The sequence below is a fragment of the Paraburkholderia unamae genome (genome assembly GCF_003268775.1).
Classification (GTDB): domain Bacteria; phylum Pseudomonadota; class Gammaproteobacteria; order Burkholderiales; family Burkholderiaceae; genus Paraburkholderia; species Paraburkholderia unamae.
This window is the reverse complement of the sequence record NZ_QLSU01000005.1, coordinates 322,247-342,592: the sequence shown is the minus strand read 5'-3', so window position 1 is coordinate 342,592 and position 20,346 is coordinate 322,247. Positions and strand designations below refer to the sequence as shown.

Below are 20,346 nucleotides of genomic sequence, written 5' to 3'. Positions count from 1 at the left end.
TGAAAAAAAGCGGCATCCGCCAGGCGGATGCCGCTTTTTTGCTGTTGCGGGGAATGCGTCGGGCGAACTCAGCTCAGCGACGTGTGGCGCGTTTCGCGCATGCACAGGACACCGAACAGGCTCACGCAGGCCGCGATCGACACATACGCGCCGACCCACGACAGACCGCCTCGCGCGGCCAGCACCTGCGCGATATACGGCGCGACCGAAGCGCCGAGAATGCCGCCCAGGTTGTACGCCACGCCCGCGCCCGTGTAGCGCACGCTGGTGGGGAACAGCTCGGGCAGCAGCGCGCCCATCGGCGCGAAGGTGGCGCCCATCAGGAACAACTGGATCACGAGGAAGAGCAGCACGAGCGGCGTCGCGCCGCTGCCGAGCAGCGGTTGCATCGTGAAGCCCGAGAGAATCGCCAGAATGCAGCCGACGATCAGCACCGGCTTGCGGCCGAAGCGGTCGGACAGCCAGGCCGAGATCGGCGTGGCGATGCCCATGAACACCACCGCAATGCACAGCATGCCGAGGAAGGTCGGGCGCGGGATATGCAGCGCCGTCACGCCGTGCGAGAGCGAGAACACCGTGGCGTTGTAAAAGAGCGTGTAGCACACGACCATGGCGAGCGCGCCGAGCAGCGTGGGCACCCAGTGCTTCGAGAGCAGCGTGGCGACCGGCACCTTGACGCGCTCCTCGCGCTCGACAGCGGCCTTGAAGGCGGGCGTTTCGGCGATCTTCAGGCGCACGTAGAGGCCGAGCGCGACGAGCACCGCCGAGACGATGAACGGCACGCGCCAGCCCCAGTCGCGGAACTGCTGGTCGGAGAGCGTGGAGGCGAGCCCGAAGAACAGACCGTTCGAGGCGAGGAAGCCGACCGACGGCCCGAGCTGCGGGAACATGCCGAACCAGCCGCGCTTGCCTTGCGGCGCGTACTCGGTCGCGAGCAGCGCCGCGCCGCCCCATTCGCCGCCAAGGCCGATGCCCTGGCCGAAGCGCAGGATGCACAGCAGGATCGGCGCAAGGCTGCCTATCGCGTCATAGCCGGGCAGGAAGCCGATCAGCGTGGTGGACACGCCCATCACGAGGAGCGACGCCACCAGCGTCGATTTACGGCCGATACGGTCGCCGAAATGGCCGAAGATGAACGAGCCGATCGGGCGCGCGACGAACGCAATGCCGAACGTGACGAACGCCGAGAGCGCCTGCGCCGTGGCCGACCCATGCGGGAAGAACACGGGGCCGATCACGAGCGCGGCGGCCGTTGCGTACACGTAGAAGTCGTAGAACTCGATCGCGGTGCCGATGAAGCTCGCGAAGATCACGCGCGCGGTGCTTTGCTGCTTGCCCGCTTGCGTCTCATCGGCGCGCGCGGGCGAAATGGGGGAGGTGGACATCCAGGGGTCTCCAGTCGTTGTGATGCGCGCTGGCGCCTCGGTTTCGCGATTTCACGCTTGTCACGAGGCGACGCGGGCGTCTTTGTTCAGGCTCGAAGCCTGGGGCGGGGCGCGCGGTTGGCGGAGGACGCAAAGCATGCGTCCGTCAGCCGGCGACGCCTCGCGCCAGTATGCATCGCGCGACGCGGGCTGCGTGCGCGACGTCGGGACCGGGCCGGGCCCGCGCCGATAGGCGCAAGTGGGCAAGGAGCACGGTCGCGGCCTCGCGCGGCCGCGCGGATGGCGCGTGGCGAGAGGCATGGCCGGCGGGCGCCGGCATGGGATAGCGAAAAATTATAACGATCGTGCGTACCGGCCAGCAAGGCGCGCGAAAGAGCGGCGAAAGGCGCGGGCGCAACGATTACCGCTGGCGTCGCACAGCGGACCCGGTGTCACTGGAAATTCTGCGCCTGCGGCGAGGCGAGTGTGCGCAACTGGAACTTGCCGTTGTCGTTGAAGAGCCAGTCCTCGAACATTTCGAGCTGCCCGGCGGAATTGAGCAGGCGCCCGGGCGGCGCGGGCAAGGGCGCGGAGCGGCGCAGGGTGGCGAGCGCCGTGGTTTCGGCGTCGTCGTCGCCGTTGGTCCGGTAAACCGACGACTTCACGATCTGGCCATTGCGATCGACGGTGAACGAGACGACCACGAGCGAGCGCAGCATGGCTTGCGGTGTGCCGTGCAGGACATAGGACGGGTTGCGCTCGACGATGTGTTTCGCGACGGCCGTGCGGTAGTCGTCGAGTGTGGCGCTGTTGATCGCCGCGGGTGGAATGAGGAGGAGCGGCTTGGGCGGCGGTGTGATGGTGCAGGCGCTGAAGCCGCCGAGGAAACCGAGCAGCAAAATCAGGCCAAGGCGCCGTGCCAGGGCGGCGCGAGATGCGGACGGACCGCAGGACAGGCGGGCGCGGATGAGCATGTCGATCAGGCTCGGATGCGAAACCTGAATCGAGCTTAGTTCATACGCCGGCAGACGCAATCAGCAGTGTCCCGCGTCCGTCAGGATGACCGCGCGGTGACGCGTGAAGCCTTATTCGACGGGGAATTGCGCGCAGGGATCGGTGACGACCGTGGCGCATGCATACGAGTATTCGCCGCTCTTCAGGAACAGCTCCTTGCCGACCTGGAAGTTCTCGCGCAGATTGGGCGAGCTTTCCCATGCGATGTAGCTGGAGCACATCACGGCGAACAGGACGACGAGCGAAAACGCGAACTTCTCAAGCAGTTGGTATTGGTGCGGCATGGTGACTAATCCCCTCAATGCGTAGGATTTTACCGCATGATTAGGGTTTTCACCTAGATATTTGACAGCGGGCGCGTGATGTGCGCCGCCGCGCTATTCAAGGTGTGACCCTTAAATGGCGCGGGCATGGCTATCGTTGGGGCCGATGCCGGAACACCCACCAGCGGGCCGACGCGAAATTGACGCCCAGGCCCGCCACCGAACCCGCCGCGACGCCCAGGAAGGGCACGAAGCCCGCGCGCGGCAGCAGCAGCACCACGGCGCAATAGGCGGCGTAATTCACGCAGCCGCCCGCCGACATGGCGGCGAGATAGCGCCACCACTCGTGCCATACCGAGCCGGATCGATGGGTGACGAACGTAAAACGCCGATTGATCTGCCACGTCACCCAGACCGCGGCCAGAAACGAGGCGGCCCGCCCGACGAAATAGCCGGAGCCAAGCCGCAGGGCAAGCCATAGCACGCCCGCATCGACGACGAAACCAACCGTGCCCGCCACGGCAAAACGCAGCACCTGGGTTCGCATGTCAGTGTCGATCCCGAGTGGGTTTGGGGGCGGGATGCAGCAGGTAGGCGAACCGCTTCGCCTCCGCGCGGCCGCGCGTCACGGTGTCGAGCACGATGCCGCAGGTGAGCAGGATTGCGCCGAACAGCATGAGCGCGGCGCACAGCAGCGCCGTTGGCAACCGGGGAACGAGACCCGTGCGCAGGTACTCGTCGATCACGGGCACGGCGAGGACGATCGACAGCAGCGCGCACACGAAGAAGCCCAGCGAGAAGAACAGCAGCGGCTTCTCCGCCTTGAAGAGCCGCACGATCATGAGCAGGATGCGCAGACCGTCTTGCCACGTGTTCAGCTTGCTTTCCGACCCTTCCGGCCGCGCGCCGTACAGCGTCGCGACTTCGGCCACCGGCATGCGCAGCTCCAGCGCATGGACCGTGAGCTCCGTCTCGATCTCGAAGCCGGCCGCATGTGCGGGAAACGACTTGACGAAGCGCCGCGAGAAGGCGCGGTAGCCGGACAGCATGTCGGTGAAGGTGCGGCCGAACAGCGTTGCCACGCACTGCGTGAGCAGCCGGTTGCCGAAGCGGTGGCCGGGACGGTACGCCGCGCGTTCGTCGCTGACGCGGGTGCCGACCACCATGTCGAGCGCGCCCGAGACCAGCGCGTCGACGAGTTGCGGCGCCGCTTTCGCGTCATAGGTGCCGTCGCCGTCCACCATCACATAGACGTCGGCCTCGACGTCCGCGAACATGCGGCGGATCACGTTGCCCTTGCCCTGGTCGGACACGGCGCGCACCACGGCGCCGGCTTCGCGCGCAATGCCCGCTGTGCCGTCCGACGAGTTGTTGTCGAATACATAGACCGTTGCCGATGGCAGGGCATGCTGGAAGTCACGCACGACGTCGGCGATCGTCGCCGCCTCGTTGTAGCAAGGCACGAGCACCGCGATGCGCTGTGTGCCCGGCGGTTGTGATGTGGGAGGCTGCAAGCCACGCAGCCCTGATGAGCGGTCCATGTGCAATCTGTTGTGTTCTTTGGATCGCGCAATTATAGAGCGGCGATGTGGGCGGCCCGTTTGCGGATTCGTTGCTCGCGGTTTTGCGCGATGAAGCGCGGCGCCACGGCGTGATGAGCAGGTAATGCGGGGGGACTGGCTGGTACGGGCATTGTTACGGCTGGTGATGTTACCCCGATGGCCACGCCCAATGCTCACTGCATCAACTGCGCGCCTGCCCAGATAGCGCAAGGTGTGCTCTCACCGCGCGTGCTACGTATACCCGGCTCAAATCGACACGGAGGAGGGCAGCGCATGGGCACAGGTGTGCTGGCATGGCCGGGGGCGAGATGTCATATCACGGACTGACGGTCGCGCTCAATTGTGGCGCGTGGAGTTGCGAACTTGTCCCAGCGGCGGAATATCGTAGCCCGACTGGTGTCCGGCTTCGCTTGATCACGGGTGACGAACAAAAGGCGCTTGAAAATGACAGGCGTACCTTCGCGCGTTACTTCCGACCCGGATACGATTTCCGGCGAACCATTGCTACGGACATTGACGCGATTCGCTCATTCGTGCGCGACCATCTGAATGTCGCGCACTGGAACCAGCCGACCGATAACGCGGGCATTGAGCGCTTCCTGAAGCACGCCGTCGCGGACGGGAGGCTCGTGCCGGTCATTGATCGTGTCGTGCGCTTCGATCTGGACTTCGAATCGTGGCCCAACGGTGGCGAGAGCGTACCGCTACGACTCGCAAAACCGTTCGCGGGCAACGGGCAGACCGGCATGCACTTCCCGGCACTGGACGGTGACGAAGCGGTCATTTCATTTAGAGATGCGGACCCTGACTGAGACGAAGTTTCGGACGGGCGGCGACTTCAGCCCGAGCCAGTTGCCCATGACCAAGAGTTCGGACAAGCAGATGAGTGACGGATGGATTCGCCCACGGATAGGCAGAGCCGTTGGAGACGACGCAACAGCCGATATGATCAAAGACGAAGGCTATGAAGCTTGGCTAATGGTCGTTGACGAGAATGGCAAGGTCACAAGCATTACCAGGCTTGATGAGAAGGGTAACGCATTGCTGGATGCGACTGGAAAGCCAGTCACAGTGCCTGTGAATTGAATGGCTTGGTCCGATGGCCATACGAAGGGACAGTTAAGAAAATGAATGAACCATTTGACAAGATCAGGCGTGAGCCTTTGCTTCCCGAACACCATTACCGCGAGAAACTTGAGTACAAGGAGAAGCGGCTGGAGAAGCTTGAACAAATGCTTGAGGCTCCAGAAAAATCCCCTGGACATAAGCGCGGTCTATCATGGGATAGAGGCACTATTTCGTTAGAAATTCTGGTTGCCCGCTACTCGGCTGGTGAGGCGGTGGCTTTACTCAAGCCTGATTTCGCTCGATGCCTGGCATTGTTCAAGTCGCACTTTGCGTTGTATCCAGATTACGGGCGGCTACGCCTCTGGGAGCGAGACGCATACCAGTACGTGTTGTGGCTGCTGTCGCTGGCGGTGCTGCTCGGGATGAAGGAGTGGGTGCCGGTCATCGCGACATGGATCAGCACCGATCCCGAGGACGGCCAGGACGTGCTGGTAAGTCGGCTGTTTGGCCGCTTGGGCGTCTCCCTGCCGGGTGAATCGCTGATCCACGCGAAGCCCTACGCTGACCTGCTGAGCGCGACCGAGACGCACGGCGAAGCGCAACAGCGGGCAATGGCCGACTACCTGAAGCGCTGGTACGGCGGCATGAAGGATTGCTACTGGTACGACGGGCACAAAAACCTTGGCGTGTTCTTCTTCGGCTATTGGGCTTTCGAGGCCGGGCTGGTGACGCTGCTCTGGAACATCGACGACAGCAGCTACCGCGACGCGCGCTTCTATCCGAAGGACCTCGTGGACTTCGGACGTGAACTGATACTGGCCCCGCAGCGCGAAATGCAGAAGCCTCATATTTCGCGCAGGACCGGCGAGCGCTGCCCGTATAGCGGGCGCTGGGGTGTGCTCGAATCGCCGGGCGCATTTGTCCAGGAACGCATGTTCAAGGTGGGCGACGAGTTCCCCGAGGGCATTGGCCGAGACCGTCAGGAAGGCCCGGTGACGTGGATCGTGATGGGGCGAGAGGACGGCGGCCCGACCCGCGAAGAGTGAAGGCATGATGCACGACCGTCAATTCCGGCACCCGGACGCGGTGCCGTTTTTCATATCGCCGCCAGCCTGGGTTCTCGTCCACGAGGACGCGAATGGAAAACTGCGCGTCGCGACAGAGAGCTACGACGAGGGCCGCGCGGTCCTCTGCTTTCTGTCGCCACTGGACGCAATGATTGAGGCCGCACGCTTCGCGCATCTCGGACAGACGTATCGTGTCACCCCTGCTGCGCGGCTGGATGGTGGCCACTTTCGTGATGCGGACGGGCGCGGGCTGGTTGCGTGCATTCACGCCGGATGGCCGACGCAGGACGGGCGTATCCTGCTGCGCCCAGGTGGTGCGTTGGGGCGACATGGCACGACACTACACATCTGGGCCAACGATCCGCCCTGGTTCGAGGTCGATCCGGAGACCCTGGCGATGCTCGACGGGCTGCACGAGCAGGCGGGCTTGTTTGCCTGGCGCGAAACGCATCACGCGATCGGCGGATGGGACGCGGTGCGTCTGAGCGAGGCGGCGAGCCTGGCACTTCGCACAATGGCGGGTGCGGTCGTTGCCGACCCGACTACCTGCGACGGCATTGCACTGTTTGATCCGGAGTTCGGGCAGTGGCACTGTGTCGGCCGTCTTGAGGTTTGAGCGGTACGGACTTCGACGCCGATCTGGGTTATTTTGTGGGTCGAAAAAGCGGAATCCCCGTAAGTTATTGATTATGCGGGACTTTTTTGTTCACTTTTGGCGGAGGCGGTGAGATTCGAACTCACGGAAGGGTTACCCCTTCGCCGGTTTTCAAGACCGGTGCATTCAACCACTCTGCCACACCTCCGGAGCCGCGCATTGTAACCCGAAACGCGAGCGCGGCGGCACTCGCCCAGACGATCCGCGTCGACCTCAGTGCGGGTCCTTGAGGAACAGCGCCTGCAAATCGTTGAGGAAGCGCTGCCCGAGCTCCGTCGGCGCGATCTTTTCGTAGTCGCGCGTGATGAGCCCGCGCCGCTCGGCCTCCTGCAACGCCGGTTCGATCGTCGTGATGGGCAGGCCGGTGCGCTCGATGAAGCGATGTACGGGAAACCCTTCCACGAGACGCAGCGCGTTGAGCATGAACTCGAACGGCAAGTCGCGTGCGTTCACTTCGTGCTCTTCCTGGACCGGCGTGCCCGCGCGCGCCTGCTCGATGAAGGTCGCCGGGTGCTTGTAGCGCGCCTGGCGCACGATGCGGTTCGGAAACGAAAGCTTCGTATGCGCGCCCGCGCCGATCCCCAGATAGTCGCCGAAGCGCCAGTAATTGAGGTTGTGCTTGCATTGCCGGTCCGGCTGCGCATAAGCCGACACCTCGTAGCGCCCGTATCCCGCGGCTGTGGTGCGCTCGTGAATCCAGTCCTGCATGTCGGCAGACTGGTCGTCGTCGGGCAGGGCGGGCGGGAACTTCGCGAACAACGTGTTCGGTTCGAGCGTGAGGTGATAGAGCGACAGATGCGGCGGCTTGAACGAGAGCGCCGTCTCGATATCGGCCTGGCATTCGTCGAGCGTTTGCTGCGGCAGCGCGAACATCAGGTCGAGATTGAAGTTGTCGAAGGTGCTCGCCGCGACTTCGACGGCATGGCGCGCCTGCGCCGCGTCGTGAATGCGTCCGAGCGCTTTCAGATGCGCTTCGTTGAAGCTCTGGATGCCCACTGAAAGCCGGTTCACGCCGCTCGCGCGAAACTGCGCGAACTTCGCGGCCTCGAACGTGCCGGGATTCGCTTCGAGCGTGATTTCGGCGTCGGCGTCGAGGGGCAGGAGCGCGCGCACATCGGAGAGCAGGCGATCGAGCCCCGCCGCCGAAAGCAGGCTGGGTGTGCCGCCGCCGATGAACACCGTATGTACCTGGCGGCCCCAGACGAGCGGCAGCGCCTGTTCGAGATCGGCGCGCAGCGCGTCGAGGTAATCGTCTTCAGGGAAACGCTCGCCTTTCCACTCGTGCGAGTTGAAATCGCAGTACGGGCACTTGCGCACGCACCACGGGAAATGCACGTAGAGCGCGAGCGGTGGCAGCGAAGTGAGGCGAATGCTGCCTGGCATCGTGAACGACTTCACGACTTCGATGCCGATGCGATGCTGCTGGCTCACGCTTCCTCCTGGAGCCGCGCGAGCAGTTGGCGCAGGGCGATCGCGCGATGGCTCGACGCGTTCTTGAGCGCCGGATCGAGTTCGGCGGCCGTCGCTTCCAGCTCGGGAACGTAGAAGTAAGGGTCGTAGCCGAAGCCGTTGTCGCCGCGCGGCGCGTCGAGCACGACGCCGTGCCAGCGGCCTTCGGCGATGAGCGGCTCGGGGTCGTCGGCGTGACGCACGAGCGCGAGCACGCAGTAGTAGTAGCCGCGGCGATCGGCGTGATCTTTCAGGTTGGCGACGAGTAGCGCGTTGTTCGCCGCATCGCTCTTTTCTCCGCCCGCAAGCTGCGCGTAGCGCGCCGAATACACGCCCGGCGCGCCGCGCAGCGCGCGCACGCACAGGCCCGAATCGTCGGCGATCGCGGGCAGTCCCGTGAGCTTCGATGCATGGCGCGCCTTGGCGAGCGCGTTTTCCACGAAGGTGGGATGCGGCTCCTCGGCTTCGGGCACGTTCAGCGCGCCTTGCGGCACGAGTTCGATGCCCGCTGCGCCGAGCAGCGCCGCGAACTCTCGCAGCTTGCCGGCGTTGTTCGAGGCGAGCACGACGCGCGAAAGCGCGTCAGCCGCCGTTTTAGCCTGTGCATCCGCCTGTGAATCCGGTTGTGAAGCCGGCCGCAAATCAGCCATGCGTGATCTCCAGCGCCGCTTTCTGCTTCTCGACCAGCGAGCGGATGCCGCTTTGCGCGAGATCGAGCAGCGCGTTCAGTTCGTCGCGCGAAAAGGGCGCGCCTTCCGCCGTGCCCTGGACTTCGACCATGCCGCCCGAGCCCGTCATCACGACGTTCATGTCCGTGTCGCACTGCGAGTCTTCGGCATAGTCGAGGTCGAGCACCGGCACGCCTTCGTACACGCCCACCGAAATCGCCGCCACGTAGTCGGTGATCGGCGAACGTTCGATGCGGCCCGTGGCGAGCAGCTTCGAGACGGCGTCGTGGGCCGCCACGAACGCGCCCGTGATGCTGGCGGTGCGCGTGCCGCCGTCCGCCTGCAACACGTCGCAGTCGAGGTTGATGGTGCGCGCGCCGAGCGCTTCGAGGTCGAACACCGCGCGCATGGCGCGGCCGATCAGGCGCTGGATTTCCTGGGTGCGGCCCGTTTGCTTGCCGCGCGCGGCTTCGCGGTCGCTGCGCGTGTGCGTGGCGCGCGGCAGCATGCCGTATTCGGCGGTGAGCCAGCCCTGGCCCTTGTCGCGCAGGAACGGCGGCACGCTTTCGGACACGCTCGCGGTGCACAACACCTTGGTGTCGCCGAATTCCACGAGGACCGAGCCTTCGGCGTACTTCGTGTAATGGCGGGTGATGCGGACTTCGCGAAGCTGGTCGGCGGCGCGGCCGGAGGGGCGCTGGATGGATTGGGTCATCGTGGGGCGTGCGCGAGGCAAAAGAGGGTAGGGGAAAGCGTAATTTTACCGCCTTCGTGTGTCTCGCGACGGGCGCCGCCCGATGGCCACAGGGCGGGCGCGCGAAGGCGGCGGCGATGCCGCCGCGCCGGGGCGCGCTTGCGGGCTCGCGCTCGCGGGGACGCGGCTCCAAAAATGGGATAATACGGTTTCTCCGCCCCGCGCTATCGTCCGTTCATTGACCGTTCGCGACTACACGCCGGGCGCCTCGATTCCTCCGCCATGGCACGCGCGCCCGCCGCACGACGCCACGGCTTTTTCGCGAGACGAACCATGATTTACAGCATGACCGGCTATGCCAGCGCTACGCGCGAGCTTGCAGCGGCATCGGGCACGGGCGGCGCCAGTGTCTCCGTCGAATTGCGCACGGTGAATTCGCGCTTTCTCGACCTGAACTTCCGCATGCCCGAAGACGTGCGCGTGTGCGAGCCCACGCTGCGCGAGATGCTGATGACGAAGCTCTCCCGCGGCAAGGTCGACATTCGCATCAACATCCAGCGCAGCGAGCAGGGCGCCAACGCAGGCGCGCTCAACCGCGACGCGCTCGACCAGCTCGCCTCGCTCGAGCGGGCCGTGCTCGATGCGTTCCCCGAGTCGGGCCGTCTGCGCACGGGCGAGATCCTGCGCTGGCCAGGCGTGCTGGCGGAAAGCGGCGTGGCGGCCGAGGTGCTGCGCGACGCCGTGCTCGGCTGCGGCAAGCAGGCCATTGCCGACCTGATCGAAGTGCGCGGTCGCGAAGGTGCGCAACTCGCCAACATGCTGCTCGCCAATGTCACCGAAATGGAGACCATCGTCGCGCGCATCACGCCGCTCGTGCCGGAGCTCATCGCCAAGCACCAGCAGAAGATCGTCGAGCGCTTGCAGGAAGCGCTCGGCATCGCGGCGCCGGACAGCAACGGCAACGGCGGCAGCATCGGCAACATCTCGCGCGAGGAAATCGCTGAGCGCATTCGCCAGGAAGTGACGATGTACGGCATTCGCATCGACATCGCCGAAGAACTCTCGCGCCTCACCGCGCACCTCAATGAAACGCGTCACGTGATCGAGAAGGGCGGCCGTGTCGGCAAGCGTCTCGACTTCATGATGCAGGAGCTCAACCGCGAAGCGAACACGCTTGGCTCGAAGGCGGCGGCGAAGGAACTTGCCGATGCCTCGATGACGCTCAAGCTGCTCATCGAGCAGATGCGCGAGCAGGTCCAGAATCTCGAATGAAGGAAGCAACGAACATGACCGACCACACCAGCGCGCCGCACGTGGACGCCAAGCAGGACAAAAAGCGCAATCCGTACGCGGGCAACTACCCCGGCAACCTCTTCATGGTGGTGGCGCCTTCGGGTGCGGGCAAGTCGACGCTCGTGAACGCGCTGCTCGCGGAAGACAGCGCGATCCGCCTGTCGGTTTCGTACACGACGCGCGCGCCGCGTTCGAAGGAGCGCGACGGCGAGCACTATCACTTCACGACCGTCGACGACTTCCTCACGCGCCACGCAACGGGCGAGTTTCTCGAGAGCGCGGAAGTGCACGGCAACTACTATGCGACTTCGCGCGTGTGGATCGAAGACCAGATGAAAATCGGCCATGACGTCCTGCTCGAAATCGACTGGCAGGGCGCGCAGCAAGTGAAGAAGCAGTTCCGCAATGCCGTGGAAATCTTCATCCTGCCGCCGTCGCTCGAAGCGCTTGCCGACCGCCTGAAAAAGCGCGGCGAAGACGAGCCGAACGTCATCACGCGACGCTTGCTTGCAGCCGGTAGCGAGATCGCGCATGCGAGCGAATCGGAGTACGTCGTGATCAACGAGAACTTCGATCGTGCGTTGCAGGAGCTGCGCAATATCGTGAGCGCCACGCGCCTGCGCTTCGCTTCGCAATACGCACGGCATACCGAGCTCTTCGTGCAGCTCGGTATCCACCACCCGCAGCCCGGCGCATCGGGCACATAAGGTAGAATAAGAACCTGCTGAGAATGAGAAGGAACCCGACATGGCCCGCATCACCGTCGAAGATTGTCTGAAACAGATTCCGAACCGCTTCGAACTGGCGCTCGCCGCGACGTATCGCGCACGCCAGCTCGCACAAGGTCACACGCCCAAGATCGAAAGCCGCGACAAGCCTACCGTCGTCGCGCTGCGCGAGATCGCGTCTGGCCAGGTCGGCCTCGAAATGCTGAAGAAGGTGCCCGTCTGAAGTTCTCGGACTAAGGGCGCGTTCACACGCATTCCGTTAGCTACGTAGTTCGTACCACGCGCAGTTGCATCGACCCGCTTAATCGTCAACGCCAAACCTGATACGGAGGGGAACATGAGCATCACGCCCTCGCCGGCCACCGAGGTGGACCAGGAAGCCGAGACTGCGAGCCCTGCGCGCAATTACATCGACGCGGTCCTCGAACAGTCGTTTCGCCATCTGTTCGGACCGACCGCGACGCCGGAGCAGCCCCGTAAGCACGGGGTCGTCTCCATCGCCAATCTGACCGCCGCGCTCTCCGGTTACCTCACTCCCGAGGAAATCAAGGAGGTCAAGGCGGCGTTCCACTTCAGCGATGAAGCCCACCTCGGGCAATATCGCCAGAGCGGCGAACCCTATATCACCCATCCCGTCGCCGTCGCGGAAATCTGCGCCGGCTGGAAGCTCGACGCGCAGTCCATCATGGCCGCGCTCCTGCACGACGTGATGGAAGACCAGGGCGTGACCAAGGCGGAACTCGCCGAGCGCTTCGGCGCGAAGGTCGCGGAACTGGTTGACGGCCTGTCGAAACTCGACAAGATGGAGTTTCGCAACCGCGAGGAAGCGCAGGCGGAGAACTTCCGCAAGATGCTCCTCGCGATGGCGCGCGACGTGCGCGTGATTCTCGTGAAGCTCTCCGACCGGCTGCACAACATGCGCACGCTCGGCGCGGTGCCGCCCGAGAAGCGCCGCCGCGTGGCGCGCGAGACCATCGACATCTACGCGCCCATCGCGCACCGTCTTGGCCTGAACAACACCTATCGCGAGCTGCAAGACCTGAGCTTCGCGAACTTCAATCCGAATCGCTACGCCACGCTCGAAAAGGCAGTGAAGGCCGCGCGCGGCAATCGCCGCGAGGTGGTGAGCAAGATTCTCGAAGCGGTGCAGCGCGCCATTGCCGACGCGAAGCTCGACGCCGAAGTCACCGGCCGCGAGAAAACCATCTTCAGCATCTACAAGAAGATGCGCGACAAGCAATTGTCGTTCTCGCAGGTGCTCGACGTGTACGGCTTCCGCGTGGTCGTGGAGTCGGCGCTGGAGTGCTACACCTGCATCGGCGCGCTCCATGCGCTTTACAAGCCGGTGCCGGGCAAGTTCAAGGACTACATCGCCATTCCCAAGGTGAACGGCTATCAGTCCCTGCACACCACGCTCGTGGGCCCGTTTGGCGCGCCGATCGAATTCCAGGTGCGCACGCGCAAGATGCACGAGATCGCCGAAGCCGGCGTGGCCGCGCATTGGCTCTACAAGAACGGCGGCGCCGATCTGAACGACGTGCAAAAGCGCGCGCACCAGTGGCTCAAGTCGCTGCTCGATATCCAGAGCGAAGTGGGCGACTCGAGCGAGTTCCTTGAACACGTCAAGATCGACCTGTTCCCGGACGCCGTGTACGTCTTCACGCCGAAGTCGAAGATCATGGCGCTGCCGCGCGGCGCCACGGCGCTCGACTTCGCGTATTCGATCCACAGCGACCTGGGCAACCAGTGCGTGGCTGTGAAGATCAACAACGAGTTGCTGCCGCTGCGCACCGAATTGAAGAGCGGTGACATCGTCGAGGTGATCACTGCGCCGTATTCCAAGCCGAATCCGGCGTGGCTCGGCTTCGTGCGCACCGGCAAGGCGCGCTCGGCGATCCGGCACTATCTCAAGACCATGCGTCTCACGGAGTCGGTGCAGCTGGGCGAGCGGCTCGTCGATCAGGCGCTCAAGGGCTATGGCTACCAGCTTTCGGAAGTCACGCCGGAAGTGTGGGAAAAGCTGGTTCAGTGGACCGGCAACAAGAACCGCCAGGAAATTTTCGCCGACATCGGTTTGGGTCGGCGCGTGGCCGCGGTCATGGCCAAGCGCATCGAAGTGCTGATGAGCGGCCAGGACGCCGACGACGCGGAGCATCATCATCCGCCGCGCGACCCGAACGCGCCTCCCGCGCCGCCGGTTGTCATCACGGGCACCGAAGGCATGTCCGTGCAGCTTTCGGCCTGCTGCCGCCCGATTCCCGGCGACGCCATCATGGGCTACATCGGCATCGGTCTCGGCATGGCGATCCATACCACCGACTGCCGCGTCGCGCAGCGCATCCACCGGCGCGATCCGGGCCGCTGGATCGACGTGGCCTGGGCGCCGCAGCCGGGACGTTTGTTCGACGTCGCGGTGAAGGTGCTCGTGAAAAACACCAAGGGCGTGTTCGCGCGCGTGGCGGCCGACATCACGTCGGCGGACGCCAACATCGTGCACATCGCTATGGACGACGATCTCGCGCAGGAGTCGAACATGCTGCGCTTTGTGATCCAGGTGAGCGACCGCGTGCACCTCGCGAACGTCATGCGCCGCGTGCGCACGAATCCGGACGTAATGCGCATTGCGCGCGAGCGTTCGAGCGACGACGGCCATCATCGCCACGACGGCGGCATGCGCATCGACCGCGAGCGCGCGGATTATTGATCGGGCGGGTGGCCCGCGGCGCGCACGCGCCGCCCCGCCATGTATCGCCATGCGCTACGCCCGTGACGCGAAACACCGCCACACCGCGTCTGTCGCGGTAATCTAGCGTTATCTCATCGGCCGCACGTTTGCGGCAGCCTGGCCGCGTTTGGCGGCCACGGCGTGATCTTCCTTCGACCCGAAACGAGGGACCTGCAATGAAAGTAGCTGAACTGACCGGACTCGCGCTCGATTACTGGGTGGCGCGCAGTCTGCCGGATTTCGTCCGCGAGATCTATTTCACCGACAGTGGCGAGACGGTCGCCGTGCGCGGCAACGACAGGGGCCGTCCGTGGGACGGGCGCTTCGTGCCCACCGATTCGTGGGAGGCGGCGGGTGTCGTGCTCGATCGCGCGGTGCGTGTCGAACTGCGCGAAGGCGACCCGGCGCAATGCGTCGCGCAATTCGAGGGCGGGCGCGATGGAGTGGAAGCCCACGGCGCAACGACGCGCGAGGCGCTGCTCAGAGCGTTCGTGGCGAATTGTTTTGGCGAAACGGTGGGAGAGATGCTGCGCCAGCCCCAGACGCTGATCGGTGCGGGCATGGAGCCGATATCGGAGCCGAGCGCCGTAGGCGACGTCGAAGACTTGCCGCGACCCGACGCGCAGATCGGCGATATCGGGACGGCGCCGCGCTAGCGATTCGCGAACCGGGAGAAGCAAGCAGGCAGCAGCCGATTTTGCCGCTGAAAAGACAAAGGGCCTTTCCGATTGGAAAGGCCCTTTGAATGGTGGCGCGGCTGGCAGGATTCGAACCCACGACCCCTTGGTTCGTAGCCAAGTACTCTATCCAACTGAGCTACAGCCGCACGCTAAAGCGGTACAACCTACAACATATACTGCCTGAAACTTTTGCCGCCGAAAAGCAAAACGGCAAAAGCATCGAATAAGTGGCGCGGCTGGCAGGATTCGAACCCACGACCCCTTGGTTCGTAGCCAAGTACTCTATCCAACTGAGCTACAGCCGCACGCAGAAGTGAGATTATAGCAGGGGTTTGAAAAAAGGGAAGACCCTTATCGCGATTTGTCTTGAGAAGCGCTTCGTGTAACCTGTTTGTCGTAGTAGGGTAGTAGGCGTCAGCGTTCCGGGCGCCCGCACTGGCACGCACCAACACCGCAGCAAACCATCATGAACAAGGCCTTTGTCAAAGAATCGACCGACAACGACGACGACGATCTCGAAGCCGGTTACCCTGCGATTCCCGCCGGCACGAAGAACTACATGACGCCCGCCGGCTATGAGCGCATGCGCAACGAGCTGCTGCACCTGATCGACGAGGAGCGCCCCGAGGTGGTCAAGCTCGTCTCGTGGGCCGCTTCGAACGGCGACCGCTCGGAGAACGGCGACTATATCTACGGCAAGCGGCGGCTGCGCGAGATCGACCGGCGCATTCGCTTCCTCACGAAGCGCCTCGATCTGGCCGAGGTCGTCGACAGCAGCCGGCAAGAGAACGTGGACCAGGTGTTTTTCGGCGCGACCGTCGAATACGGCACCGAGGACGGCGAGGCGCATACGGTCACGATCGTCGGCGTCGACGAGGTCGATCTCGATGTCGGCCACGTGAGCTGGGTTTCGCCTGTCGCACGCGCCCTCCTGAAGGCGAAGATCGGCGATCAGGTGACGCTGTACACGCCGGTCGGGCCGGAGACGATCGACGTGCTCGACGTGCGCTATCCGGCGCCGCCCGCCTGAGTTGCGGCGCCAATGAAAAAAGGCACCCGAGGGTGCCTTTTTTTAGCTGCAACGCTGGCCACAGGGGCCAGCAGCGTGCGGCTTAGAAGCGGTGACGCATACCAACCGTCACAGCGACCTGGTCTTGACGGGTCGATGCCGAACCGAGACCGTTCAGGTAAGCGCCGATGTTCTCCGGGTTCGACGACACGTGTTGCCAGTCGCCTTGCAGGTAGACGTCGGTGCGCTTCGACAGTGCGTAGTCCGACTGGAGTGCAACCGTGTTGTAGTTCGGGTTCACGCCGCCGCCGATGTTTGCACGGGTGTACGTGTACGCGCCAGCCAGGCTCAGGGCCGGGGTCAGAGCGTAACGGACGTTACCTTCAAAGTTCTGGAAGCGTGCGCTGTTGGCGTTGAAGCCAATGCCGCCCGTCGTTGCCGTGCCCGTACCCGATTGCGTACCCGAGATGCCGCCGCCTGCTGCGTCGCTCAGGTTCGTCTGCGTGTACACGAAGCCAGCCGTTGCCGGGCCGAACGTGTAGTTGATGCCACCACCGAACGTGCGCTGACGGCCTGCCAGGAACGTCCACTCACCCGTTTGCGCGCCTGCCGACGCCGACGAGAACACTGCTGCGTTGTTCATGTCGTTGTTCAGTTGCAGGTAGCCGGCTGCGACGTTCAGGCCGCCCCAGCTATACGATGCGCCGAAGCTGTATGCACGGTTGTTTGCGAATTCGGTGCTGTTCGAGAACGAGTACGTGCCGCCGAACTTGAAGCCGGCGTAGTTGATGCTCGTGTACTTGACCGTGTTGTTGAAACGAACCGAGTTGTTCAGGTTGTCGTTATCGAACGGGTGGGCAGCGATCGTGCCGCCGTATTGCGTGCCGGTGTTCGACAGCGGTGCGACGTAGTCGACCACGGAGTCGTACTGACGACCGAGGGTGACCGCGCCGTACTGGTCGCTTGCGAGACCGACGAAAGCCTGACGGCCGAACATACGGCCCGACTGGCCCGACGTGCCGTTCATGATGTTGAAGCCGTTTTCCAACGTGAAGATGGCCTTCAGACCGCCACCGAGGTCTTCAGAACCGCGCAGGCCCCAACGGCTGCCGTTGACCGTGCCGCTCGTTGCCTTCCAGAGGCTGTGGCCGCCGGAGTTGTTTGCGTAGGTGATGCCGGCGTCGATCAGGCCGTACAGCGTAACGCTGCTTTGCGCGTGCGCAGCCGTTGCAAAAACGCCCGTCAGGGCAGCGACCATGAGAGTCTTTTTCATCTTTGTAAACTCCGAGAACAGAGGTGGGTTTCGTTGAACCCGTTTGGGAAACCGTCCACGCGAAGCGCAGCGAGAGGCAAAGTTCGCGTGGTACGAATTAATCCGTCAAGTCGGTTTCCAGACAGCCAGAGTGTAGAGAGGGTGTTCGAAAAGGGGGTATTCCGATTTGCGCAATAAAGTATTGCGATATCGGAAATGATTAAGCCGCTGCCCTTAAGCCCTGCTGGTAAAGGCTTCGAGCGGGTTTCGCGAAATTGAGAGGGGGGTGTCAACCGCACGGGCGTTGTGCGATCGCTACAACAATTGATTGCGCAAAACGGCTTAAATGACCCGTTCTGATTATTGCGATCAGCGTAACAGATGATTGTCTGTCGTAAGCTTAATGGTCAGACGAGAGTGCGGCTATACTGCAATTGCTGCTTTCCGAAGCAGACTTTTTCGTTGACGAAAAAGATCTCCAAACCTTTGTCGGCGCGGCCTTCCAGCCGCGCTTTTTTTTGCCCGCGTTTTTCACTCGCGGTTCACCGCCGTCTTGCCCGCCGCCGCCTGAAAGCCTGCCCGAAAGCCTTATCGGGCGCCAGTCTGCGGGGGTTCCGGCTGTAGGCTCCAGTCTTCCATTACGTAGTGCCGTGCGTCCATAGGGGAACACAGCAGGTTGTGCCAATGGTCCCCGTGCCACGCGCCATAGGTCTCGGCTTCTTCAGCCGTCGACGCCATTGCATCGGTTTGCACGAGCCAATGGATCCATCTCCGCAGAGTCGTCAGCATGATGACCTCCGATGCCTCTAACAATATGAATCTTGAATTGAATGTATTACTCGAACAACCGGTAGAAACACTTACGTTTGACACGAATTGTTACACTTCGGGAAAAACTTCCCGGTAGATGTGACGTGAAGAAGATAATCGGGTAAAAATGACGCATTCCGATATTCATTCACATGGCATACGATTTTCTGAAGATTTTTTGATGCGTACCGCTTTTATCTTCGAATCGGGAATGCTGTTATAAAAAATTCGCTTGACTGCCGATTGGCGTTCCCCGTATAACGGCAATGCTGATTTTCGTTCCGCTTCAATTCCAATAAGTGGAATTCACCTGATGCGGAACAGCGGGAATTGGCTGGTATACGGCGCGAGGGTGAATGCCCGCGTCATTAAAATCTCGAGGGAAACTGAAACATGGAAACCGGTATCGTCAAATGGTTCAATGATGCGAAGGGCTTTGGCTTTATCACGTCTGACGCCGGCGGCGACGATCTGTTCGCGCACTTCTCGGAAATCCGCGCCGACGGCTTCAAGTCGCTGAAGGAGAACCAGCGTGTCTCGTTCGACGTCAAGGTGGGTCCGAAGGGCAAGCAGGCCGCGAACATCCAGCCGCTGTAATGACAGCGTGCGGGCGCTCGCCGCGCGAGCGCTCAAGTCGTACAGAGCCCCGGACAAATCCGGGGCTTTTTTATTTTTGGCATATTGATATTCGCGTGATAATAATGGCCGCATTTTTTTGGCCGCCTGGTTAATCGGGAAAACCCTGGATTAGCCGGATTTGCCGATTCGGGCTTCGAAAAATCGGCAAACGGGATTCATCTTGCCGACGCCGTCGCCGCGCGGCGTCCAAACGGTGCATACTTGGGCCGTTTTCCAATTTCCCTGCTGTTTCATCATGCTTGAATCCTCCTTGAACGCCGCACAGACTGCCGGCGATCTTCCCCTCGTTTTTGTCGATCTCGAGACAACAGGAGGCTCGGTCGGCGAGCACCGGATCACTGAAGTTGGCGTGGTCGAAGTGGCGCAAGGGCAGGTGACGCGATGGAGTACGCTCGTCGATCCCGGCCAGTCGATTCCGCCCTTTATCCAGCAACTCACGGGTATCACGGACAAGATGGTGCGCGGCGCCCCGAGCTTTGCCGATATCGCCGCCGGGCTCTACGAGCGGTTGGCCGGCAAGCTGTTCATCGCGCATAACGCGGCCTTCGATCGCGGCTTCTTGCGCGCGGAGTTCGAGCGTGCCGGTTATTCCTTCAATCCGGACGTGCTCTGCACGGTGCGCCTGTCGCGGGCGCTTTTTCCGGGCGAGAAGCGCCACGGCCTCGATGCGCTGGTCGAGCGCCACGCGCTCGTGCCGTCGGACCGCCACCGCGCGCTCGCCGACGCCGATCTGCTCTGGCAGTTCTGGCAGCGGTTGCCGGCACTCGTGCCCGAGGACGCGCTGGCGGCGCAAATCGAGCGCACGACGCGCCGTCACGTGCTGGCCGGCGACATTACCGATGAACTCATCGAGACGGCTCCGGCCGGGCACGGCGTTTATGCGTTCTATGGCGAGAATGACGTGCCGCTCTACGTCGGGCGCAGCGTGCGGGTGCGCCAGCGCGTGCGCTCGCACCTCTCGGGCGACCGTCGGTCGTCGCGCGAACAACGCATGGCGCAGCAGGTGCGGCGCGTGGAGTGGCGCGCGACGGGTGGCGAGCTGGGCGCGCTCCTCGCCGAGGCGCAATGGATCGCGATGCTCAAGCCGTCATTCAACCGCTTGCCGCGTGTGTCGAAGCGAGACCCCGCCGATCTCGGCGCGGCGCCCTGGCCGTTCGGCGGCGCCGTGCTCGTGCAGGAGCAGGACAACGCGAACGGCGCCGACGTCTTTCATTTGATCGATCGATGGTGCTATGTGGGCGCTTTCGCCAGTTCGGCCGAAGCGGCGCTGCTTGCGGATCCGGCGGTCGAACGCGCGTTCGAGCTCTCGACCTGGCGCATCCTGCAAAGCCGCTTCGAGCGCGGCTTGAGCGTGCAGGTGCTGCAACCTTCCGAAGCGGCCGGGCTGACGAGCCCGGCCTGACCCG

23 protein-coding genes and 3 tRNA genes are annotated in these 20,346 nt (G+C 63.3%); 12 read left to right on the top strand and 14 right to left on the bottom strand.

Features of this window, described 5'->3' with window-relative positions:
* Positions 1-68: 68 nt before the first annotated feature.
* The 5 genes from C7401_RS11055 to C7401_RS11035 form a co-directional block, all read right to left on the bottom strand.
* Positions 69-1,385, bottom strand: coding sequence for an MFS transporter (locus tag C7401_RS11055; protein ID WP_112171399.1), 1,317 nt, complete (start codon positions 1,383-1,385; stop codon positions 69-71).
* 431 nt (positions 1,386-1,816) lie between these two features.
* Positions 1,817-2,338: an energy transducer TonB family protein gene (locus C7401_RS11050; protein ID WP_112171486.1), complete on the bottom strand. Its 522-nt coding sequence runs from the start codon at positions 2,336-2,338 to the stop codon at positions 1,817-1,819.
* 111 nt (positions 2,339-2,449) lie between these two features.
* Positions 2,450-2,662, bottom strand: a complete 213-nt coding sequence (locus C7401_RS11045) for a hypothetical protein (RefSeq protein WP_112171398.1) — start codon at positions 2,660-2,662, stop codon at positions 2,450-2,452.
* 130 nt (positions 2,663-2,792) lie between these two features.
* Positions 2,793-3,188: a GtrA family protein gene (locus C7401_RS11040; RefSeq protein ID WP_112171397.1), complete on the bottom strand. Its 396-nt coding sequence runs from the start codon at positions 3,186-3,188 to the stop codon at positions 2,793-2,795.
* 1 nt (position 3,189) lies between these two features.
* Positions 3,190-4,182, bottom strand: a complete 993-nt coding sequence (locus C7401_RS11035; RefSeq protein WP_112171396.1) for a glycosyltransferase — start codon at positions 4,180-4,182, stop codon at positions 3,190-3,192.
* Positions 4,183-4,613: 431 nt separating this feature from the next.
* On the opposite strand from C7401_RS11035, the gene C7401_RS11030 reads away from it, so the two are divergent.
* The 4 genes from C7401_RS11030 to C7401_RS11015 are packed head-to-tail and all read left to right on the top strand — an operon-like array spanning position 4,614 to position 6,954.
* The gene (locus C7401_RS11030) at positions 4,614-5,015 is read left to right on the top strand and encodes a hypothetical protein (protein ID WP_146757902.1); all 402 of its coding nucleotides are present in this window, start codon (positions 4,614-4,616) and stop codon (positions 5,013-5,015) included.
* 46 nt (positions 5,016-5,061) lie between these two features.
* The gene (locus C7401_RS11025) at positions 5,062-5,289 is read left to right on the top strand and encodes a hypothetical protein (protein WP_146757901.1); all 228 of its coding nucleotides are present in this window, start codon (positions 5,062-5,064) and stop codon (positions 5,287-5,289) included.
* 41 nt (positions 5,290-5,330) lie between these two features.
* Positions 5,331-6,317 carry a PoNi-like cognate immunity protein gene (locus tag C7401_RS11020; RefSeq protein WP_112171393.1) on the top strand — a complete coding sequence of 329 codons (987 nt, stop codon included), beginning with the start codon at positions 5,331-5,333 and terminating at the stop codon, positions 6,315-6,317.
* A gap of 4 nt (positions 6,318-6,321) precedes the next feature.
* Positions 6,322-6,954, top strand: a complete 633-nt coding sequence (locus tag C7401_RS11015; protein ID WP_146757900.1) for a hypothetical protein — start codon at positions 6,322-6,324, stop codon at positions 6,952-6,954.
* Between the two features lie 97 nt (positions 6,955-7,051).
* On the opposite strand, the gene C7401_RS11010 is transcribed toward C7401_RS11015, so the two are convergent.
* The 4 genes from C7401_RS11010 to rph form a co-directional block, all read right to left on the bottom strand.
* Positions 7,052-7,141 (bottom strand) — tRNA-Ser (locus C7401_RS11010).
* A 65-nt stretch (positions 7,142-7,206) separates the two neighbouring features.
* Positions 7,207-8,376 carry a radical SAM family heme chaperone HemW gene (gene hemW, locus C7401_RS11005; protein WP_220092813.1) on the bottom strand — a complete coding sequence of 390 codons (1,170 nt, stop codon included), beginning with the start codon at positions 8,374-8,376 and terminating at the stop codon, positions 7,207-7,209.
* A 44-nt stretch (positions 8,377-8,420) separates the two neighbouring features.
* On the bottom strand, positions 8,421-9,092 hold the full coding sequence (rdgB, locus tag C7401_RS11000; protein WP_112171390.1) for an RdgB/HAM1 family non-canonical purine NTP pyrophosphatase: 672 nt from the start codon (positions 9,090-9,092) through the stop codon (positions 8,421-8,423).
* Positions 9,085-9,825, bottom strand: coding sequence for a ribonuclease PH (gene rph / locus C7401_RS10995; RefSeq protein WP_112171389.1), 741 nt, complete (start codon positions 9,823-9,825; stop codon positions 9,085-9,087). The genes rdgB and rph overlap by 8 nt, the downstream gene beginning before the upstream one ends.
* Positions 9,826-10,137: 312 nt before the next feature.
* Here rph and C7401_RS10990 point away from each other — a divergent pair, with 312 nt between their 5' ends.
* The 5 genes from C7401_RS10990 to C7401_RS10970 all read left to right on the top strand — a co-directional run bounded on the left by C7401_RS10990 (position 10,138) and on the right by C7401_RS10970 (position 15,206).
* Positions 10,138-11,076 (top strand): YicC family protein, encoded by a 939-nt coding sequence (locus tag C7401_RS10990; RefSeq protein ID WP_112171388.1) that lies wholly within the window; start codon positions 10,138-10,140, stop codon positions 11,074-11,076.
* A gap of 14 nt (positions 11,077-11,090) precedes the next feature.
* Positions 11,091-11,804, top strand: a complete 714-nt coding sequence (gene gmk / locus C7401_RS10985) for a guanylate kinase (RefSeq protein ID WP_112171485.1) — start codon at positions 11,091-11,093, stop codon at positions 11,802-11,804.
* Positions 11,805-11,844: 40 nt separating this feature from the next.
* Complete coding sequence (rpoZ, locus tag C7401_RS10980; RefSeq protein ID WP_027817423.1) at positions 11,845-12,048, top strand: DNA-directed RNA polymerase subunit omega; 204 nt, start codon at positions 11,845-11,847, stop codon at positions 12,046-12,048.
* Positions 12,049-12,162: 114 nt separating this feature from the next.
* A complete protein-coding gene (locus tag C7401_RS10975) occupies positions 12,163-14,529 on the top strand; it encodes a RelA/SpoT family protein (RefSeq protein ID WP_112171387.1) in 2,367 nt (788 codons plus the stop codon).
* A 197-nt stretch (positions 14,530-14,726) separates the two neighbouring features.
* Positions 14,727-15,206, top strand: a complete 480-nt coding sequence (locus C7401_RS10970; protein WP_112171386.1) for a phage protein NinX family protein — start codon at positions 14,727-14,729, stop codon at positions 15,204-15,206.
* 93 nt (positions 15,207-15,299) lie between these two features.
* Here C7401_RS10970 and C7401_RS10965 read toward each other — a convergent pair.
* Both C7401_RS10965 and C7401_RS10960 read right to left on the bottom strand, forming a co-directional pair.
* Positions 15,300-15,376, bottom strand: a tRNA-Arg gene (locus C7401_RS10965).
* Between the two features lie 82 nt (positions 15,377-15,458).
* Positions 15,459-15,535, bottom strand: a tRNA-Arg gene (locus tag C7401_RS10960).
* A 161-nt stretch (positions 15,536-15,696) separates the two neighbouring features.
* On the opposite strand from C7401_RS10960, the gene greB reads away from it, so the two are divergent.
* Positions 15,697-16,260 carry a transcription elongation factor GreB gene (gene greB / locus C7401_RS10955; protein ID WP_112171385.1) on the top strand — a complete coding sequence of 188 codons (564 nt, stop codon included), beginning with the start codon at positions 15,697-15,699 and terminating at the stop codon, positions 16,258-16,260.
* An 82-nt stretch (positions 16,261-16,342) separates the two neighbouring features.
* On the opposite strand, the gene C7401_RS10950 is transcribed toward greB, so the two are convergent.
* Together C7401_RS10950 and C7401_RS46085 are read right to left on the bottom strand one after the other, a co-directional pair.
* Positions 16,343-17,512: a porin gene (locus C7401_RS10950; protein ID WP_112171384.1), complete on the bottom strand. Its 1,170-nt coding sequence runs from the start codon at positions 17,510-17,512 to the stop codon at positions 16,343-16,345.
* Positions 17,513-18,079: 567 nt separating this feature from the next.
* On the bottom strand, positions 18,080-18,280 hold the full coding sequence (locus C7401_RS46085; protein WP_112171484.1) for a hypothetical protein: 201 nt from the start codon (positions 18,278-18,280) through the stop codon (positions 18,080-18,082).
* A 414-nt stretch (positions 18,281-18,694) separates the two neighbouring features.
* Between C7401_RS46085 and C7401_RS10940 the strand changes: the two genes are divergently transcribed.
* Complete coding sequence (locus C7401_RS10940) at positions 18,695-18,898, top strand: cold-shock protein (protein WP_028205165.1); 204 nt, start codon at positions 18,695-18,697, stop codon at positions 18,896-18,898.
* 150 nt (positions 18,899-19,048) lie between these two features.
* On the opposite strand, the gene C7401_RS45525 is transcribed toward C7401_RS10940, so the two are convergent.
* The gene (locus C7401_RS45525) at positions 19,049-19,177 is read right to left on the bottom strand and encodes a hypothetical protein (RefSeq protein ID WP_258396979.1); all 129 of its coding nucleotides are present in this window, start codon (positions 19,175-19,177) and stop codon (positions 19,049-19,051) included.
* Between C7401_RS45525 and C7401_RS10935 the strand changes: the two genes are divergently transcribed.
* Positions 19,176-20,342, top strand: a complete 1,167-nt coding sequence (locus tag C7401_RS10935; protein WP_112171483.1) for an exonuclease domain-containing protein — start codon at positions 19,176-19,178, stop codon at positions 20,340-20,342. The two genes, C7401_RS45525 and C7401_RS10935, sit on opposite strands and share 2 nt — an antisense overlap.
* The last annotated feature ends 4 nt before the right edge of the window (positions 20,343-20,346 follow it).

Excerpts from the sequence above, each read along its gene's own strand:
- C7401_RS11055 (WP_112171399.1), bottom strand. The coding sequence starts at position 1,385 with ATGTCCACCTCCCCCATTTCGCCCGCGCGCGCCGATGAGACGCAAGCG.
- C7401_RS11050 (WP_112171486.1), bottom strand. The coding sequence starts at position 2,338 with ATGCTCATCCGCGCCCGCCTGTCCTGCGGTCCGTCCGCATCTCGCGCC.
- C7401_RS11045 (WP_112171398.1), bottom strand. The coding sequence starts at position 2,662 with ATGCCGCACCAATACCAACTGCTTGAGAAGTTCGCGTTTTCGCTCGTC.
- C7401_RS11040 (WP_112171397.1), bottom strand. The coding sequence starts at position 3,188 with ATGCGAACCCAGGTGCTGCGTTTTGCCGTGGCGGGCACGGTTGGTTTC.
- C7401_RS11035 (WP_112171396.1), bottom strand. The coding sequence starts at position 4,182 with ATGGACCGCTCATCAGGGCTGCGTGGCTTGCAGCCTCCCACATCACAA.
- C7401_RS11025 (WP_146757901.1), top strand. The coding sequence starts at position 5,062 with ATGACCAAGAGTTCGGACAAGCAGATGAGTGACGGATGGATTCGCCCA.
- C7401_RS11020 (WP_112171393.1), top strand. The coding sequence starts at position 5,331 with ATGAATGAACCATTTGACAAGATCAGGCGTGAGCCTTTGCTTCCCGAA.
- C7401_RS11015 (WP_146757900.1), top strand. The coding sequence starts at position 6,322 with ATGATGCACGACCGTCAATTCCGGCACCCGGACGCGGTGCCGTTTTTC.
- hemW (WP_220092813.1), bottom strand. The coding sequence starts at position 8,376 with ATGCCAGGCAGCATTCGCCTCACTTCGCTGCCACCGCTCGCGCTCTAC.
- rdgB (WP_112171390.1), bottom strand. The coding sequence starts at position 9,092 with ATGGCTGATTTGCGGCCGGCTTCACAACCGGATTCACAGGCGGATGCA.
- rph (WP_112171389.1), bottom strand. The coding sequence starts at position 9,825 with ATGACCCAATCCATCCAGCGCCCCTCCGGCCGCGCCGCCGACCAGCTT.
- C7401_RS10990 (WP_112171388.1), top strand. The coding sequence starts at position 10,138 with ATGATTTACAGCATGACCGGCTATGCCAGCGCTACGCGCGAGCTTGCA.
- gmk (WP_112171485.1), top strand. The coding sequence starts at position 11,091 with ATGACCGACCACACCAGCGCGCCGCACGTGGACGCCAAGCAGGACAAA.
- rpoZ (WP_027817423.1), top strand. The coding sequence starts at position 11,845 with ATGGCCCGCATCACCGTCGAAGATTGTCTGAAACAGATTCCGAACCGC.
- C7401_RS10975 (WP_112171387.1), top strand. The coding sequence starts at position 12,163 with ATGAGCATCACGCCCTCGCCGGCCACCGAGGTGGACCAGGAAGCCGAG.
- C7401_RS10970 (WP_112171386.1), top strand. The coding sequence starts at position 14,727 with ATGAAAGTAGCTGAACTGACCGGACTCGCGCTCGATTACTGGGTGGCG.
- greB (WP_112171385.1), top strand. The coding sequence starts at position 15,697 with ATGAACAAGGCCTTTGTCAAAGAATCGACCGACAACGACGACGACGAT.
- C7401_RS10950 (WP_112171384.1), bottom strand. The coding sequence starts at position 17,512 with ATGAAAAAGACTCTCATGGTCGCTGCCCTGACGGGCGTTTTTGCAACG.
- C7401_RS46085 (WP_112171484.1), bottom strand. The coding sequence starts at position 18,280 with ATGCTGACGACTCTGCGGAGATGGATCCATTGGCTCGTGCAAACCGAT.
- C7401_RS10940 (WP_028205165.1), top strand. The coding sequence starts at position 18,695 with ATGGAAACCGGTATCGTCAAATGGTTCAATGATGCGAAGGGCTTTGGC.
- C7401_RS10935 (WP_112171483.1), top strand. The coding sequence starts at position 19,176 with ATGCTTGAATCCTCCTTGAACGCCGCACAGACTGCCGGCGATCTTCCC.
- C7401_RS45525 (WP_258396979.1), bottom strand. The coding sequence starts at position 19,177 with ATGATGAAACAGCAGGGAAATTGGAAAACGGCCCAAGTATGCACCGTT.